The organism is Ruegeria sp. H9 (genome assembly GCF_056532915.1).
Map to the genome: position 1 here is coordinate 591235 of NZ_JBQFNX010000002.1, position 17835 is coordinate 609069.

At 56.3% G+C, this 17835-nt stretch carries 15 protein-coding genes and 1 tRNA gene; 8 read left to right on the forward strand and 8 right to left on the reverse strand.

Annotation, left to right across the window (positions count from 1 at the left end; all coding sequences use genetic code 11):
- Window positions 1–40: 40 nt before the first annotated feature.
- Complete coding sequence (cysS, locus tag ACR0CZ_RS11495; protein ID WP_170392992.1) at window positions 41–1645, reverse strand: cysteine--tRNA ligase; 1605 nt, start codon at window positions 1643–1645, stop codon at window positions 41–43.
- Window positions 1646–1863: 218 nt separating this feature from the next.
- Here cysS and ACR0CZ_RS11500 point away from each other — a divergent pair, with 218 nt between their 5' ends.
- Both ACR0CZ_RS11500 and ACR0CZ_RS11505 read left to right on the forward strand, forming a co-directional pair.
- Window positions 1864–2208, forward strand: a complete 345-nt coding sequence (locus ACR0CZ_RS11500) for an MmcQ/YjbR family DNA-binding protein (protein ID WP_170392991.1) — start codon at window positions 1864–1866, stop codon at window positions 2206–2208.
- 57 nt (window positions 2209–2265) lie between these two features.
- The gene (locus ACR0CZ_RS11505) at window positions 2266–3441 is read left to right on the forward strand and encodes a pyridoxal phosphate-dependent aminotransferase (RefSeq protein WP_170421790.1); all 1176 of its coding nucleotides are present in this window, start codon (window positions 2266–2268) and stop codon (window positions 3439–3441) included.
- 17 nt (window positions 3442–3458) lie between these two features.
- Here the strand turns inward: ACR0CZ_RS11505 and ACR0CZ_RS11510 are convergent, their stop codons facing one another.
- Window positions 3459–3977, reverse strand: coding sequence for an outer membrane beta-barrel protein (locus ACR0CZ_RS11510; protein WP_170392989.1), 519 nt, complete (start codon window positions 3975–3977; stop codon window positions 3459–3461).
- Window positions 3978–4390: 413 nt separating this feature from the next.
- On the opposite strand from ACR0CZ_RS11510, the gene ACR0CZ_RS11515 reads away from it, so the two are divergent.
- The gene (locus tag ACR0CZ_RS11515; RefSeq protein ID WP_170392988.1) at window positions 4391–5935 is read left to right on the forward strand and encodes a trimethylamine methyltransferase family protein; all 1545 of its coding nucleotides are present in this window, start codon (window positions 4391–4393) and stop codon (window positions 5933–5935) included.
- A 54-nt stretch (window positions 5936–5989) separates the two neighbouring features.
- On the opposite strand, the gene ACR0CZ_RS11520 is transcribed toward ACR0CZ_RS11515, so the two are convergent.
- Both ACR0CZ_RS11520 and ACR0CZ_RS11525 read right to left on the reverse strand, forming a co-directional pair.
- Window positions 5990–6235, reverse strand: coding sequence for a CREC-EF hand family protein (locus ACR0CZ_RS11520; RefSeq protein WP_170392987.1), 246 nt, complete (start codon window positions 6233–6235; stop codon window positions 5990–5992).
- Window positions 6236–6778: 543 nt separating this feature from the next.
- Window positions 6779–10396, reverse strand: coding sequence for a vitamin B12-dependent ribonucleotide reductase (locus tag ACR0CZ_RS11525; protein WP_170392986.1), 3618 nt, complete (start codon window positions 10394–10396; stop codon window positions 6779–6781).
- Window positions 10397–10922: 526 nt separating this feature from the next.
- Between ACR0CZ_RS11525 and ACR0CZ_RS11530 the strand changes: the two genes are divergently transcribed.
- Entirely contained in the window at window positions 10923–11375 is a 453-nt protein-coding gene (locus ACR0CZ_RS11530; protein WP_480536934.1) for a hypothetical protein, read from the forward strand.
- An 8-nt stretch (window positions 11376–11383) separates the two neighbouring features.
- On the opposite strand, the gene ACR0CZ_RS11535 is transcribed toward ACR0CZ_RS11530, so the two are convergent.
- The 4 genes from ACR0CZ_RS11535 to pdxH form a co-directional block, all read right to left on the reverse strand.
- A tRNA-Pro gene (locus ACR0CZ_RS11535) sits at window positions 11384–11460 on the reverse strand.
- 43 nt (window positions 11461–11503) lie between these two features.
- Window positions 11504–11971 (reverse strand): DUF192 domain-containing protein, encoded by a 468-nt coding sequence (locus ACR0CZ_RS11540; RefSeq protein ID WP_170392984.1) that lies wholly within the window; start codon window positions 11969–11971, stop codon window positions 11504–11506.
- A 7-nt stretch (window positions 11972–11978) separates the two neighbouring features.
- Window positions 11979–12506 (reverse strand): cold-shock protein, encoded by a 528-nt coding sequence (locus ACR0CZ_RS11545; RefSeq protein ID WP_170392983.1) that lies wholly within the window; start codon window positions 12504–12506, stop codon window positions 11979–11981.
- Window positions 12507–12623: 117 nt separating this feature from the next.
- Window positions 12624–13229, reverse strand: coding sequence for a pyridoxamine 5'-phosphate oxidase (pdxH, locus tag ACR0CZ_RS11550; RefSeq protein WP_170392982.1), 606 nt, complete (start codon window positions 13227–13229; stop codon window positions 12624–12626).
- A 134-nt stretch (window positions 13230–13363) separates the two neighbouring features.
- Here pdxH and fabI point away from each other — a divergent pair, with 134 nt between their 5' ends.
- The 4 genes from fabI (at window position 13364) to ACR0CZ_RS11570 (ending at window position 17824) form a co-directional block, all read left to right on the forward strand.
- On the forward strand, window positions 13364–14170 hold the full coding sequence (gene fabI / locus ACR0CZ_RS11555) for an enoyl-ACP reductase FabI (RefSeq protein ID WP_170392981.1): 807 nt from the start codon (window positions 13364–13366) through the stop codon (window positions 14168–14170).
- 6 nt (window positions 14171–14176) lie between these two features.
- Window positions 14177–14686, forward strand: coding sequence for a xanthine phosphoribosyltransferase (gpt, locus tag ACR0CZ_RS11560; RefSeq protein ID WP_170392980.1), 510 nt, complete (start codon window positions 14177–14179; stop codon window positions 14684–14686).
- Window positions 14687–14725: 39 nt separating this feature from the next.
- Window positions 14726–15901: an aminotransferase gene (locus ACR0CZ_RS11565; protein WP_170392979.1), complete on the forward strand. Its 1176-nt coding sequence runs from the start codon at window positions 14726–14728 to the stop codon at window positions 15899–15901.
- Window positions 15902–15982: 81 nt separating this feature from the next.
- Entirely contained in the window at window positions 15983–17824 is a 1842-nt protein-coding gene (locus ACR0CZ_RS11570) for a SurA N-terminal domain-containing protein (RefSeq protein WP_170465336.1), read from the forward strand.
- The last annotated feature ends 11 nt before the right edge of the window (window positions 17825–17835 follow it).

Below are 17835 nucleotides of genomic sequence, written 5' to 3' on the forward strand. Positions count from 1 at the left end.
ACCCGTTCACAAACTGTGAACGAGAACTTTGAGTTAATACTTACGTCTTCGCGAGCAGGTCATTGAAACTCCGTTCTCCAAGCGCGCGCGCATCTTTCAACTGCCTAATCGTCTGGCCTAGTAGATCGTCCTTGCTCCGCTGGAATGCTTCTTCTGTCACGACACCGTCGGGGGTCCTAATTGAAACGACTGTTAATACGTTAAGAAGTTCCCAATCGTAACCGTCTTTTGTGTCCTTCACTTTGAAACCTATTTCGCTCAAGACTTTGTCTCTCAGATCAGTTCTCAGATCAAAAATGTTTCCCGCGACCTCTTTTTCCCCAGCTTTGATTAGACCTTTCGCTTCACTTTTTATGTTGGTTAGCAAAGCCTCCCAGAGTTCGATTTCTTCCGAGAAATCTCCAACTTGAAGTTTATCGCGGTCATTAATCCATACACTCAAATCACTTGTCAGCAGCCCTAGCAACTGCCCACTCGCCAACAAACCAGCGGCGTCTCCGTCCGCCGCCAGGCGATGCAGTTCCGCGATGGCACCTGCCGTGTTCAAATCGTCCGAAAGCGCATCGATAACCGCAGGTGCTGCGGTGGCGGCGGGCTCGATGCCCGCTGTCAGCGCCCGCCACTTGCGCAACGTTGCCTCGGCTTCGCGCGCCTTCTTCTCGGTCCAGTCCATCGGCTTGCGATAATGGGTCTGCAAGAACACAAACCGGATCACTTCACCCGGCACACCCTGCTCAAGCAGATCATGAACGGTGAAGAAATTGCCCAGCGATTTGGACATTTTCTTGCCCTCGACCTGTAGCATCTCATTATGCATCCAGACACGCGCGAATTCGCCATGCGGGTGGGCACATTTGCTCTGGGCAATCTCGTTCTCGTGGTGCGGGAACATCAGATCGTTGCCGCCACCGTGAATATCAAAGCTCTCGCCCAGCAATTCATAGCTCATGGCCGAGCATTCGATATGCCACCCCGGACGCCCCCGGCCCCATGGGCTGTCCCAGCCGGGCAACTCATCGGTCGACGGCTTCCACAGCACAAAATCCGTCGGGTTCTTCTTGTAAGGCGCGACCTCGACCCGCGCCCCGGCGATCATGTCATCAACCGACCGCCCCGACAGCGCACCATAGTGTTCCTTCCAGCTGTCCACCGCGAACAACACGTGACCCTCGGCAGCATAAGCGTGCCCCTTGGCCATCAGGTCTTCGATCATCGCAATCATCTGCGCGATATACTCTGTGGCGCGTGGCATTGCTTTTTCATGGCTGCCATCGAGGATGGATGGCTTCAGCGTGCCAAGCTTACCCATATCATGAAGATACCAGCCGATGGTTTCGTCCGAACGTTCCTGCACCAACTGTTCCAAAGACCCGTCAGCCCCAGCCTTCTTGCGCGACAATGCGGTGGCGTTGATCTTGTCATCCACGTCGGTGAAATTGCGCACATAGGTCACGTGATCAGCACCGTATACATGCCGCAACAAACGATAGAGCACGTCGAACACAACCACAGGCCGTGCGTTCCCCAGATGCGCCCGATCATAGACCGTCGGACCACAGACATACATCCGCACATTATCGGGATCGATCGGCGCGAAATCCTCTTTCGTCCGTGTCCTTGTGTTGTGCAGTTTGATCGTCGTCATCGGGTCGTGCTCCTGAAACAGCATATACGTCACGCGTTGGCGCGGGCTTAGCAACTTGTCTCAGAGATGAAAACGAAAGAAACCGGCCCGCTTGAGAAATCAGCAGGTAATGCAGCAGATAATGATGCAAGTTTTCCGGTTCATGCGCTTTGCCTAGCACGGGATTGATGCTGAGCCAAGCCTTGAGTTTCAACCTCCACAGAGGCAGTCTGCCCACCATGACCCGTGATTACGTCAATTCCGTATGCGCAGACCTGCCCGGTGCCGAACTTTCGGACCCTTGGGGTGGCGGCCACGACGCATGGAAAGTTGGCGGCAAGATGTTCGCCTGCGTCGGCTCGGTCGGGGATGGTGTATCGGTCAAGACTCCCGACATTGAGACCGCGCAGATGCTGATCGACGCAGGGATTGGCACCAAGGCCCCGTATTTTCACCGCAGCTGGGTTCGCCTGCCGTGGGAAACTGACGCCGACGAGATGCAACATCGCCTGATCACCTCATACGATATCATCCGTGCATCGCTGACCAAGAAGATACAGGCGAGTTTGCCGCCGCGAAGCTGATTGACAAAATTGCTGTGCTTTGCCCCATTCGGCGTCATAGCCGGTCGGGAGAATCCCTTGAAACTATCGCATCGCATTACGCATCTGACCGAGGGTGGATCAGACGGCTGGGAGGTGTTCATCCGCGCGCGTCGGATGATTGCCGAAGGCCATGCCGTTACCGAGTTGACGATCGGCGAGCATGACATTCGGACCGATCAGTCAATATTGTCGGCCATGGAAAGTTCGGCCCGCAGCGGGCACACAGGATACGCGATGGTTCCGGGCACTGATCTGCTGCGTGATACTGTGGCCGCCCGTGTCCAAATGCGAACAGGTGTAGCGACCACACGCAACAACGTTATCATCACCCCTGGCGGTCAGGCCGCATTGTTTGCGGCACACACCGCGCTTTGCGATCCGGGCGATATCGCGCTCTACCTGGATCCGTATTATGCCACCTACCCCGGCACGATCCGTGGCGTTGGAGCGGAAGCCAAACGCATAGAAACACGCGCCGAAGATTTGTTCCAACCTCGCGCTTCCGATATCGATGGCGCGGCAGGCGGGGCGGTGTCGCTGCTGATAAACTCCCCAAACAATCCAACTGGTGTGGTCTATTCCGCCGAAACACTTTCTGCCATCGCCGAGGTTTGTCAGCGCCGCGATCTATGGCTGATTTCCGATGAAGTCTACGATACGCAGGTTTGGGAGGGTGAACACATGTCACCTCGCGCCCTACCCGGCATGGCTGAGCGCACTCTAGTCGTGGGTTCAATGTCGAAATCTCATGCCATGACTGGCTCGCGTTGTGGGTGGATCGTTGCTCCGGAAAGCGTCATCGACCACCTGATCAACTTGGCAACACACACAACCTATGGTGTGCCCGGCTTTATACAGGATGCGGCCAACTATGCGCTGAGCGTGGGACAACCTCTCGAAGACAAAATCGCCGCGCCGTTTCGCCGCCGCCGCGCTCTGGCGATTGAAGTGCTGGCTGCGCAGCAGGTCGTCACCTTAATACCGGCGCAAGGCGCGATGTATCTGATGCTGGATATCCGGGCTACGGGTCTTAGCGGTGATGTGTTCGCAAATGCGCTGCTGGACACGCATGCCATCGCTGTGATGCCCGGTGAAAGCTTTGGTTCTGCCGCCGCAGGTCACATCCGCGTGGCCATGACAATCGATGACGAGAAATTCGTCACATCGCTACAGACCCTATGCGAATTTGCCGCTCAATTGGCAGAGGGATGACAATCGACCACCGAGTTTCAGAAGCGGAATGTGGTGCGCAAGTTGAACACATTTGCGTCGAGGCTTCGACCAGACTCCGGTATATCATCGAAGTTCTGCCGCAGCGCTTCGCCACTGATTACAAACCGATCGCCAAGCGGATAGGCAACACCGATCCCGTAAACGGCTGCCGTATCACTGTCACCCGACGTACTGGCCCGCGCGGTTCCAAGGACGACATAGCCAAGGGCTGATCCAAAATCGTAGCCGCCGCGCAACTTCAATCGCGACATACTATCAAGGCTTCCTTCGGATTGTCCCAGATCAAGATTCAGGCGGTTATATTCCAACTCACCGCCAAGCACGAAATTTCCAAAATCATAGTCGTATCCGATCAGCGGGCCAAAACTGCCCCCGCTTCCGCCTGCCCCTCCGGACCCATCAACATCTGCATAACCAAAGCTGAAACCAGCATACGCCCCTGTCCAGTCTTCTGCCACAACCTGCCCTGCACCTGTTATCAGTGCTGTGGCGAGTGCGGCCAGTAATGACTTCATGCAGACCTCCAAACATCCGTTGCCGGTTTGGGCGCATCCCCGAGGCAGCGATCTGCTGATCAGCCAACCCCAGTATTTACTTAAACCTAAGGTACAAATCCAAATAACTACGTGCAGATTAACAGATTCTTACCGCAATTGGAAAAAAACATTTAGTCACGAGGATTTGCGCCCAGTTCATTTTGACTGACGACCCAATAAAATTAGTCCAAAGTCGCAAACAGAACAGATTGTCCAGAAGTGCATTGAAACAATGGGCGCATCAGACTGAGGAAGTTGATGCATAACGAAGTTTGGAAGATTCGACTGGTCAGCCGCACCATTGGTGCGGATCGCGGTCGTGCGGCACGAGGACGGCCAGCACTGGTCTAGGTACACTCACCCACAACGTACTTTATTGACCGGACACACACATGAACGAACAAACCCGAAACTCATCCCGCAGCGGTGGCCGCGCCGCGCGTCGTGCCGCCCGTGCGTCAGCTCTTCCGGAACATCTTCGCCCGATTCGGCCTGGTATGGAGGGCGGAACCCTGAAGGTTCTGACCCAAGCACAGATCGAACGCATCCACGAGGCCGCTCTGACCGCACTGGAAACCATCGGCCTTGCTGATGCGCCACAAAGTGGGATCGACTATCTCGTGGCTGCGGGATGCACCTTGGGCGACGATGGCCGCATCCGCTTTCCGCGCGCATTGGTCGAGGACACAATCGCCAAGGCCAATCGCTCGATCACTCTGCACAGCCGGGACGGCAAATCGGATCTGGAGCTGTCGGGAACGCGTGTCCATTATGGCACCGCAGGCGCAGCGGTCAGCATGGTCGACGTGCATGGGCAGGAATATCGCGACTCGACCCTGCAGGACCTGCATGACGCGACTCGCATCTGTGAACAGCTTGAAAACATTCACTTTGTTCAACGCCCCATGGTGTGCCGAGATATCGCCGACAACCTTGAGATGGATCTGAACACGGTCTACGCCACCACCTCAGGCACGTTCAAACATATCGGTACGTCGTTCACGGAGCCCAGCCATGTGGCCCCCGCCATCGAGATGCTGCACATGATCGCGGGCGGAGAGGACAAGTGGCGCGAGCGGCCCTTCATGTCCAACTCCAACTGCTTCGTTGTGCCCCCGATGAAATTCGCCACCGAAAGCTGCGAGGTGATGGAAGAATGCATCAAGGCCGGAATGCCGGTTTTGTTGCTTTCTGCGGGCATGGCAGGAGCTACCGCACCCTCGACCGTTGCCGGAGCGATCACACAAGCCACCGCCGAATGTCTGGCGGGTTTGGTTTATGTAAACGCCGTAAAGCCCGGTGCTCCCGCGATTTTTGGCACTTGGCCTTTTGGTCTGGACCTGCGCACGGGTGCAATGTCCATCGGCTCGGGTGAACAAGCTCTGCTAACCGCTGGCTGCGCGCAAATGCACCAGTTCTACGATCTGCCCGGTGGTGCCGCAGCTGGTGCATCGGACGCGAAATTGCCCGACATGCAGGCCGGTTGGGAACAAATGTGTTCGAACGTCATGGCTGGGCTGTCAGGCCTGAACATGGTGTATGAAGCCGCAGGCATGCATGCCTCGTTGCTGGGGTTCTGCCACGAGAGCCTGATCCTGAGCGATGACCTGATCGGACAGGCACAGCGCTGTGTGCGCGGAATCGAGGTAACGGACGAGACGCTGGCACTGGATCAGATGGCCGAAGTCTGCATGGGTGGTCCTGGGCATTATCTTGGCACCGATGCGACGCTAGGCCGTATGCAGGCAGATTACGTCTATCCTACCTTTGGTGACCGATCATCTCCGAAGGAATGGGTTGAGCTTGGCAAACCAGATCTGATCAAAAAGGCAGTGAAGCGGAAGGAAGAGATCCTCGCCGTGCCATCCCCGGCCAGATTCGACCCGCTTTTGGACGCGGAAATTCGCGGCAAGTTCAACATTTACTTACCCGCGTAAGCCGCTGAAAAATAAGCGGCCCGGATATTCCGGGCCGCCAGCATTCCTGCTTGATCAGCCGTTGGACGGCGGCAGCAGGCCCGCTTGTTCAGCAATGGTGATCTCATCCTGATCCAGTGCACCGTCGCCGTTTGCGTCCATCTGCGCAAAGCCTTCGGCATCAACGTCAGGCACGACGGCCTGAACTTCATCGATCGTCAGCACGCCGTCGCCGTTGGTATCGGCGGCGCTTTGGCCAACGGCCAATGTCGGCAGGCCAAGTGCGAAGGTTGAGATAAGGGCCATTATTTGCAGTTTCATGTTATGCCTCCTGATTGCGTTTTCTTGAGTGTTTGCGTCCGGACAAGCGCCAAAAAAAGGCCATCTTGAAAGCGTGTCACCCGCTCAGATTGATATGACCGCATTCGAGCCAATCTCTGCGTGTTTGACTGAGTCGCATTTGCGGAGGCTTGCCGGGCGAAATCGCCCGCGCAGGTTTCGGCAACTCTTGCCCGATCCAAACGGGATGATCCGGCAATGCCCTGCTCAAATCCACGACTCAGGGTTGAAAAAAGAAAGGGGGCCGAAGCCCCCTGTCAGTTTCGCCTTCCAGGCTCATTTCGTTGACCGCCCGGTGTTTTTTTGCCTGCGGCCTGGACAGCGCATGGGACGAGCGCACCCGTCCCGTGAGAGAGTGGGAGGGAGCAAATATTCCGCCCCACCCTGTTCCCGGCCGACACGGGCATGTCGGCCGAGTGAAACAAGGCATCGATGGTAAGTCTCAGCGCCTTGCTTCGTATTCGTCGGGGCCGGTTACTGTGGCAGCATCCGACCCCTGCACCCCGGGTTGCCGGGGCGCTAAACTCAGCTACACCCGCTAGTCGCGCCGCAGGTGTTGCATTTCATGCAGGTGCCGTTGCGCACCAGCGTGTAGTTTCCGCATTCGCCGCATGGATCGCCCTCGTACCCTTGCATCTTGGCTTTGGTACGGGCGTCCATTCCGGTCGCAACCGCCGTCTCAGCGGGTGCTTCGAATGTCGCTGCGGTTTCGGCCATACCGGACACGTCGGCTTGACCACCATTGAAGACCATCAGATCCTGCGGTAGCCGCTTGCGCAGATACCCAGTCGAGCTGATTTGTTTCAGCACTTCCAGAGATTTGGTTGCCGCGCTTTCACTGATTTCCGATACGTTGGACAGACCATCCTCTTCGCCGCGACCCAGATCGTCGAAGGTTGCGCCTTCGGGTTTGACATGCGCCAGATCGGTGCGGTCCAGATAGGACACAGCCAGTTCGCGGAAGATGTAATCAAGGATCGACGTCGCGTTTTTGATCGAGTCGTTGCCCTGCACCATCCCGGCCGGTTCGAACTTGGTGAAGGTGAAAGCGTCGACGAACTCCTCCAGCGGCACGCCGTATTGCAGGCCAACCGACACAGCGATGGCAAAGTTGTTCATCATCGCCCGGAAGCCAGCGCCTTCCTTATGCATGTCGATGAAAATCTCGCCCAATTTGCCGTCTTCGAACTCGCCAGTCCGCAGATAGACCTTGTGGCCGCCAACGATCGCCTTTTGGGTATAGCCCTTGCGGCGATGCGGCAGTTTCTCGCGGTGGCTGCGGATCATTTCCTTGACCACAACCTTCTCGATCACCTTCTCGGCCAGAACGACGGCTTTTTCTTGCGTCGAACCGCTTTCTAGTACTTCGGCTGCCTCATCGTCATCTTCGACCAGCGCCGCCGCCAGAGGCTGCGACAGTTTCGAGCCGTCGCGGTACAGCGCGTTCGCCTTCACACCCAGCGACCAGCTGAGTTCGTATGCCTTCTGGCAGTCCTCGATGGTCGCGTCATTGGGCATGTTGATCGTCTTTGAGATCGCGCCCGAGATAAAGCTTTGCGCTGCAGCCATCATGGTAATGTGGCTATCAACCCCAAGGAAACGCTTGCCTTTCTTGCCGCACGGGTTGGCGCAGTCGAAGATCGAATAGTGCTCTTCCTTCAGATGCGGCGCACCTTCCAGCGTCATGGTTCCGCAAACATGGTCGTTGGCCGCGTCGATATCCGCCTTGGTAAAGCCCAGATGGCGCAGCAAATCGAAAGTCGGGTCATTCAGCTTGGTCGCCGGGATGCCCAGAACGCCGGTGCAGAAGTCTTCACCCAGCGTCCACTGGTTGAAGACGAACCGGATGTCGAACGCGCTTTCCAGTGCGGCATCTACTTTTGCCAACTCGTTCGGGCCAAAACCATGACCGGTCAGCGAGGTGTGGTTGATCCCCGGCGCGTTGCCGATGGTGCCATGACCAACCGCATAACCCACGATCTCTTCGATCTGAGCCGAGGAATAGCCCAGCTTTTCCAGCGCCGAAGGCACCGAGCGGTTGATGATCTTGAAGTAACCACCGCCGGCCAACTTCTTGAACTTGACCAGAGCAAAGTCCGGTTCGATCCCGGTCGTGTCGCAATCCATCACCAGACCGATGGTGCCGGTTGGTGCGATAACTGTGGCCTGCGCGTTGCGATAACCGTTCTTTTCGCCGAGGCTCAGCGCTTCATCCCAAGCTGACATGGCCAGATCGATCAAACGCTTATCCGGGCAATTGTCGTGATCCAGAGGCACCGGCTTAACAGCCAGTTTTTCATAACCATCGGTCACTCCTTGCGACGCACGACGGTGGTTGCGGATGACGCGCAGCATATGGTCTGCGTTGCGCTCATATCCTTTGAACGGGCCAAGCTCGCCTGCAATCTCTGCCGAGGTCGCATAAGCCACACCGGTCATGATCGCGGTCAGCGCGCCACAGATCGAACGCCCCTCATCCGAGTCATAGCTATAGCCCATGTTCATCAGCAGACCGCCAATGTTGGCATAACCCAGACCCAGCGTACGGAAATCGTAAGAGAGCTTCGCAATTTCCTTAGACGGGAACTGCGCCATGGTCACCGAGATTTCCAGCGTCAGCGTCCAAAGCCGCGAGGCGTGCATATAGTCCGCCGCCTGGAACTCACCGTCCTTGAAAAAGGTCAGCAAGTTCATCGACGCCAGGTTACAGGCAGTGTCATCGAGGAACATGTATTCCGAACACGGGTTCGAACCGCGGATTTCACCGTCTTCGGGGCAAGTGTGCCATTCGTTGACAGTATCATGGAACTGGATGCCAGGATCGGCACAGGCCCATGCGGCGTGGCCGACCTTTTCCCACAAATCACGAGCTTTGACTGTACGAGCAACCTTGCCGTCGGTGCGGTTGATCAGTTCCCAATCCGCGTCTTTTTCAACTGCGGTCAGGAACGCATTGGTCACCCGGATCGAGTTGTTCGAGTTTTGGCCCGAGACCGAGCTATAAGCCTCCGAATCCCAGTCCGTATCGTAGGTCGGGAATTCAATGCTATCGTGGCCCTGCTTGGCGTAGTCCAGAACGCGCTTGATGTAAGTTTCTGGGATCGCGACCTTTTTCGCTTCGCGAACCGCATTTTTCAGGGCGTCGTTTGCGTTTGGATTATAGGCATCATCGGCAGAGCCGTCCCAAGACCGGATGGCCTCGAAAATGCCGTTCAGCATCTTCTCGTGCATCTTCGATCCGGCAACGATCGAGGCCACCTTCTGCTCTTCGATCACTTTCCATTCGATGAATTGCTCGATGTCCGGGTGATCTGCATCGACGATTACCATCTTTGCTGCTCGACGGGTTGTACCGCCTGATTTGATCGCGCCAGCGGCGCGGTCGCCGATCTTGAGAAATCCCATGAGGCCCGAAGACTTGCCGCCACCCGAAAGCGCTTCACCCTCTGCACGCAGATGGCTGAAGTTGGTTCCGGTGCCCGAGCCATACTTAAACAGGCGCGCCTCACGCACCCACAAGTCCATGATGCCGCCTTCGTTGACCAGATCATCGTCGACCGACTGGATGAAGCACGCATGCGGTTGCGGATGCTCATAAGCGGATTTCGATTTGGTTAGCTTGCCGGTTTTGTAGTCAACATAGTGGTGCCCCTGCGCCGGGCCATCGATCCCATATGCCCAGTGCAGACCGGTGTTGAACCACTGCGGCGAGTTCGGAGCTGCACGCTGGGTCGCCAGCATATAGCGCATCTCGTCAAAATAGGCGCTCGCGTCCTCTTCAGTCGAGAAATAGCCGCCCTTCCATCCCCAATAAGCCCACGCGCCGGCCAGTCGATCAAAAACCTGTTTCGATGAGGTTTCGCCATCAAATTCAGCATCTTCCGCAGGAACCGATCGCCACAGGAATTCGGGAACGTTCTTTTCCTTAACCTTCTTCAGCTTGGAGGGAACACCGGCCTTGCGGAAGTACTTCTGTGCGATGACATCGCTAGCCACCTGGCTCCATTTTGCAGGCACTTCGATCTCGTCCAGACGGAACACGATTGTGCCATCCGGATTGCGAATCTCGGATGTTGCGGACACAAAATCCAGATCGGCATATGCATCCTGTCCCGGTTTGGTGAATTTTCTCTCAATCTTCATGTCCGCTGCCCCAGCTTCGATCTGTCCAAATTTCAAGTCCCGGCACTAAATCTTGATGCTGCGGGGTGCCGCCCGCACTACCGACGAATTTGAGACGCAAGGGACCGGACGCTGCCTAGAACAGCGCAGAACCGCGAATACGGTCTACGTCTTAGTGGTATGCTTTCCGTCCCTCGCCCGATGCCTTTTCCGGTCATTGCCTACCAGATTTAGTGGCTCGTCTTTCGGCCCATACAATCTGACGTATATTCCCATAGTTGGTCAACGGGCTTTTTCGGTCATTTTTGGAATCTTTTAGCTTGACCTGTTTTGCTGAACCGGCGGAATTTCGCCGCATCGCGATTCCTCCACAGACATGTCCCGGACGACCAGCCCATTCCGCCTTGATGTGTCAGAGTGATTTCTCGTGTTTTCCGCCACAGTTAGAGGTCATTGATCAACCGATCCCGCGTTAAGGAGATGTTCAGAGAATCATCGTCACGACATCGCAGCGCGTGCCATACTTGAAATCACACGACATTTCTGGATGGGAAATCTACTCTACATGCGTTTGATTTCATTGTTAACTATTGTGGCGCTAATCGTGTCCTGCACATCACAGGAAGCACCACCTGCATCTCGCAGCGCGCAATTCGACGGTTATCCGCAGAACCTTTTCAATTCCTTCAGGACCGACTGCGCGGGGCCGGGCGACAAGTATATCAAGACCACCGCAAGCATCTTTGAATGCCGCGAGACCTTGCCGCCCGAGGCAACGGCGTATTTGATTCTCAGCTTCAACGGCTATCCGCAGAACTTGCCGCAAATCGTAACGCGGCTGAGCTCGACCAAGAATCAGGCCGGGTATCGCGTGGACGCAGAGTTGTACTTTCTGGTTCCGCAGAAAGATGGTTCAACTCTTAGAATACCTATTGAAAGCAAAGATTTGGACAGGGATTTTTCCAAACTCTACACCGACTATGGCGGAACGCCAGTGTAGAGGAAAAATGGTCGGGGCGGCAGGATTCGAACCTACGACCCCCTGTACCCAAAACAGGTGCGCTACCAGACTGCGCCACGCCCCGGACCGTGCGCCTTCCTAAACGTGCCGATCTGATTTGAAAAGCCCTAACAGGGCCAAATTGCAGGACCTTGCGAAAAAACTTCGTGGCGCATCTGCGAACCAGGCCGAATGGCGTAACGCTCGGCTAGGCCAGCGTTGATTTCCAGGACCGCATAAACCGAATCGCCGCCTTCGATTGGGCTCAGATCCCCCGGAATTGCACCTTCGTGCACACGCGTCACCGTGCCCGCGCGATCAACAAAGATCATATCAAGAGGAATCAGGGTATTCTTCATCCAGAACGCAACAGGTTGCGGCGGATCAAAAACAAACAGCATTCCAGATCTGTTCGGCATGCTTTCGCGAAACATCAATCCGCGCGATCGCTCTTTCGGTGTGATGGCCAGCTCAACGTCGAAGCGAACCTCTGCCAGATCATTTCGAAGCTCGACACGATCCGGACGGCATTCAGCCCGCGCGATCCCGCCAATCAAAAAACTCAGGAGCGCCAGTACGAAAGCCGTTCTCATCATTCAGAACCTAGTCGTTCAGGGCCGCTTCCCAGGCCAGAACCTGCGCGGCCATTCTTCCGCGCTTGCCATCAATGACCCGCATGGCCAGCGCTTCGCCCGGTTGCAGATCTGCCAACCCAGAACGACGTAGCACCTCGATATGCAGGAATACGTCTTCACTGCTGCCGAAAACATTGGCAAAGCCAAACCCTTTGCCCTTGTCGAACCATTTGACGCGCGCAGCCTCAAGCGGAGCGCTGCCGATCACGGTTGGATCAAGCTCGGCAAAATCGGCCAACATCATAGTTTCCGCGCGAACAGGCGGGTCAACACTGATCACTTCGACCGCTTGAACACCGCGATCAGTTTTGTGGGTCATGATCTCGATGCCGGCGCCATCCGCGACCGAGCTTTGCCCGAAGTTTCGCAGCACGTTGACGTGCAACAGAATGTCCGGGCCGCCTTCGTCAGACACAACAAATCCGTATCCCTTGGCGGGATCGAACCATTTTACGTGTCCACGGACGCGGTACATGCTGTTCAGATCTTCTGGCACTGTTTTCCCATTACGATAGGCAAGTCGTTAAGGGTTTCTTGTTTATGTTTTGGCTCGCAAATTCAAGCTGAAAAAAGCTATTGTCTGCAAACAGTTGCATTTCACGCAACGCGAACGTCATGGATTTAACCTCAGCACTTGCCAGTCGGAATCGACATTTTGTCGCTTCCACTGAAACCTGTCATGCAACCTGAAGGCACCATCGGCCCAGAACTCGACTTCGACAGGTGTTACACGGTATCCCCCCCAAAATTCAGGGCGAGGCGGGTTGGCACCCAACTTTGCGGTCACTTTAGCCACTTCGGCCATCAGGGATGCACGACTTTCCAGCGGTTGCGACTGGTGTGACGCCCAAGCACCCAAGCGGCTTTTGAGCGAGCGCGAGGCGTAGTACGCGTCCGCCTGCGGCCCATCTTCCTTGGTGATTGTACCACGAACACGGATTTGTCGCCGCAAAGATTTCCAATGCATCACAAAAGCCGCTTTGTGGGCGCTGTCCAACTCCTGAGCCTTGGCGCTGTGATAGTTCGTATAGAAAACAAACGCGTCCTTCTCGATTTCCTTCAGCAGAACCATACGGGCATTCGGCAAACCTTCCGGGTCCACGGTTGCCAAAGCAATCGCATTAGGATCATTCGGTTCGGTCTTTTCTGCCTCGGCCAGCCACCGATCCGCGATTTCAAACGGATCAGCCCCGGCGAAGATGCCATTATGCTCGTTCATTTCCATCCCCAGGAAACAATTAACATGACCCTAAGGCGAGAACCCGCTGCGGGCAAGAGCGCATGGCCTTGAAGCAGGACAATCAATGGCATAAACCAACCGAACACAATGCGACGACAGGCGGAGAACCGAAGATGTCAAATCAGTTGATGGCCGGAAAACGCGGCCTCATCATGGGACTGGCCAATGACAAATCAATCGCATGGGGTATCGCCCGCGCCTTGTCCGACGCCGGGGCCGAGCTGGCCTTTTCCTATCAGGGGGACGCCCTGAAAAAACGCGTCGATCCATTGGCGGCGCAGTTGGGCAGCGAGATCGTTTTGCCCTGTGACGTCAGCGACGAAGAATCAATTAATGAACTCTTCGGCGCGCTCGAAAAGAAATGGGGTAAACTGGATTTCGTCGTCCACGCCATTGGCTTTTCTGACAAGAACGAATTGCGCGGGCGTTACGTCGACACATCGCGCGCGAACTTTAACCTGACGATGGATGTTTCGGTCTACTCTTTCACCGCCGTTATGCAGCGCGCGGAAAAAATGATGAACGAAGGCGGCAGTGCGATCACCCTCACCTATTACGGCGCCGAACAGGTCATGCCACACTACAATGTAATGGGTGTTGCCAAAGCCGCCCTTGAGGCATCCGTAAAGTATCTGGCCGAGGATTTGGGCAAAGACGGCATTCGCGTGAATTCGATCTCGGCAGGCCCGATCAAGACGCTCGCGGCCAGCGGCATCGGCGATTTCCGTTACATCATGAAGTGGAACGAGTATAACTCGCCCCTGCGCCGGAATGTGACCATCGATGATGTTGGTAAATCGGCCCTGTATCTGCTGTCTGATCTCAGCAGCGGAGTGACAGGTGAGAATCTGCACGTGGATTCAGGCTATCACATCGTCGGAATGAAGGCCGTCGACGCGCCGGACGTTGAAAAAGGATAACAGACCATGAGCGCCAAGGACCGCCTGCCACACGAAAAAGGCTTCCACATCAGCTGGGATCAGATTCATCGCGACTCGCGCGCTCTTGCGTGGCGTCTGGATGGGCAAGGACCAGATGACGGCGCTTGGCGTGCGGTCGTGGCAATTACACGTGGCGGCATGGCCCCCGCGATGATCGTCAGCCGCGAACTGGATATCCGTACGGTCGATACTGTCAGCGTGAAGTCTTATCATCATCAGGCGCAGGGCGAAGCAGAAATTCTCAAAGCGCCCAATGCAGATCTGATGGGTGATGGCACCGGTATTCTGATCATCGACGATCTGGTCGATAGCGGCAAAACGCTGGAACTCGTGCGCGAGATGTTCCCCAAAGCGCATTTCGCGACCGTATACGCCAAGCCCAAGGGCCGTCCGATGGTCGACACCTTCATTACCGAGGTAAGTCAGGACACTTGGATTTTCTTCCCATGGGACATGGCGCTGCAATATGTCGAACCCTATCGGGGCACCGATTAATCAAGCGTTTTTCATAAGCGCTGAAATCACGGACTCACCATGACAATGACCCGCACTGCCGCCACCTTTGCCCCTCCGGTGATGGAGGCACGCCGTTGGCTGGACGGGGTCGAGTTCGCGGTCGACAGTCCGTTGATCAATGTCAGTCAGGCGGCTCCGGTCGATCCGCCCCCGTTAGCGCTGCGGCAAGCAATGGCCGAATTCGCGGTCGAGCAGGACAGCGCGCATCTATACGGCCCGGTTCTGGGCAACGATGAACTGCGGTCCGAACTCGCGGCTCAGATCAGCGCACATTATGCGGCTGAGGTATCGGCGAATCAGATCGCAATCACCTCGGGTTGCAATCAGGCCTTTTCAGCCGTGATTTCGGCAATTACCGATCAGGGGGATGAGGTGATCCTTCCGACCCCTTGGTATTTCAATCACAAGATGTGGCTGGATATGGCTGGGGTAAAAACCGTTGATTTGCCCACAGACGATGATTTGCTTCCCGATCCGGAACGGGCCCGCGCCCTTATCACCGAAAAGACACGGGCGATTTCGTTGGTGACGCCGAACAATCCCGGTGGTGTCGAATACCCTTCGGACTTGGTGCGCCGCTTCTATGATCTTGCGCGGGAAACGGGGCTTCGTCTGTTGGTTGACGAAACCTATCGCGATTTCGACAGCCGATCAGGCGCGCCTCATGACCTGTTCCAGCAATCGGGTTGGGACGGTACGTTTGTCCATCTCTACTCGTTCTCAAAAGCCTATCGCCTGACCGGTCACCGTGTTGGCGCGATTTCAACCAGCCCCGCCCTTTTGGCGGAGATCGAGAAATTTCTGGACACGGTCGCAATCTGCCCCGGCCAGATCGGCCAGTTTGCCGCGCTTTGGGGCATGCGGAACTTGACCCAATGGGTTGCGGGTGAACGAGATGAAATTCTCGACCGAAGAGCGGCCATCGCGGAAGGAATGCCACGCCTTGAAGACAAAGGCTGGCGTCTTTTGGGACTTGGCGCTTACTTTGCCTACCTCGAACATCCCTTTGGCATCGCTTCCGACGAATTGGCCCGGCGGCTGGTACCCGAGGCAGGTATACTGCTTTTGCCGGGTGCCATGTTCATGCCAGAGGGCGATTCCGCGGGAAAGCGGCAGGTTCGTGTAGCATTTGCCAACCTCGACCGCGCCGGTATCGCGCAATTGTTCGACCGATTGCAGGGCTTGTCCTTCTAAGCTTGCCCCCCGGCTGCACGCATCGTATTCAGGGCCGCAACCGACTGGGCAGACATTTGCCGACAAAACCAAGAGGGCACCATGGCCGCAGGCATGAAAAACCTATCCAAAACCTTTGTCTGGATTCTCATGGGTCTTTTGATGCTGGGCCTTGCGGGCTTTGGCGCCACCAGCCTGACCGGAACCGTTCGTACGGTTGCGCAGGTCGGTGATGAAAGCGTTTCGGTCGACGCGTATTTTCGTGAGCTTCAGCGCGAGATCCGGGCCGTCGAAGCGCAAACCGGACAGGCAATGCAGATTTCGCAGGCACATGATCTTGGCCTCGATCAACTTGCCCTTTCGCGCCTGATCGCGCTGGCCGCAATCGATAACGAGGTCGGACAGCTAGGCATTTCGATCGGTGACGAGAACCTGCAGGACGAGATTGTACAGATACCGGCGTTCCAAGGTGTAAACGGTACATTCGACCGCGAAGCCTATCGCTTTCAGCTGGAACAGGTCGGAATGACCGATTCCGAATTCGAATCGGATCTGCGCAAAGAATCTTCACGCACCATCGTTCAGGGTGCGGTCATGAGCGGTGTTGAAATGCCCCGTACGCTGACCGAGGCTTTGTCGAACTATGTGCTAGCCCGCCGCAGCTTTACCGTGGCGACCCTGTCTGCCGACCTTCTCGAAACGCCCGTGGCCCAACCCACAGACGCGCAGATTCAGACATATTACGATGAGAATACCGATCAGTTCACCCTGCCCCGCACCAAGCAACTGACCTACGCCATTCTGTCGCCCGACATGCTGCTCGACACGATCGAAGTGGACGAAGATTCTCTGCGCCGTCTATACGACCAACGCGCTGACGAATTTTTCCAACCCGAGCGCCGCTTGGTCGAGCGTCTGCCCTATCCCAGCGAAGAATCCGCAACCGAGGCGCTGGCACAACTTGAAGTTGGCGGGGCCGATTTCGAACAGTTGGTCCGCGAACGTCAGCTTGAGCTGAGCGATGTTGATCTGGGCGATGTCACCCGTGAAGATCTGGGCGATGCAGCCGACGCCGTGTTTGCCGCCGAGATCGACGATGTGGTCGGCCCGCTTCCCACGGTGTTCGGCCCTGCCCTGTTCCGGATCAATGGATCGCTGGCCGAGAACAATGTCAGTTTCGAAGACGCCGAACCCGAACTTCGTGCAGAACTCGCCGCCGACCGAGCGCGCCGTCAGATCGAAGCACAGGCCGAAGACATCAACGACCTGCTTGCAGGTGGCGCAACACTGGAAGAACTGGCCGGTGAGACCGAGATGGAACTGGGTCAGATCGACTGGACCCAGCAAAGCGACGATGGCGTCGCCGCGTATGACGGCTTCCGCGCAGTGGCTGAGGCTGTGCAAGAAGGTGATTTCCCAGAGGTCGCGTTCCTTGAAGATGGTTCGATCTTTGCGCTGCGCTTGAATGAAGTGCTAGAGCCGCGCCCGGAACCTCTGGAAAGCGCCCGTGACCGTGTCGCCGAGGCATGGCTGCAGGTAGAAACTGCGAAAGCGCTGCAAAATCAGGGCAACACGGTTCTGACCCAGCTGGCAACAGATGGCGACTTTACCGCCACAGGCCTGCCCTTCCGTGTCGAAAATGCGCTGACACGTACCGCATTCCTCGAGGATGTTCCCGTGGACTTCATGACTCAGGTGTTTGAAATGGACCCTGGCGAGCTGCGTGTCATTCCCGGAAACGGTAACGCCCTGATCGTGCGTCTGGATGAAGAGCTGCCTCCGGCGGAAACCGATGAGCAACGCCAGATGCAGGATGCACTGGCTGCGCAATTGAGCCAGGCGCTGGCGCAGAACATCTTTGACATCTATGTGCGCAATGCCCAGACACGCGCACGCCCTGTGCTGGATCAGCAAGCGCTGAACGCGGTACGGGCCAGTTACTAAAAGAGACAGAA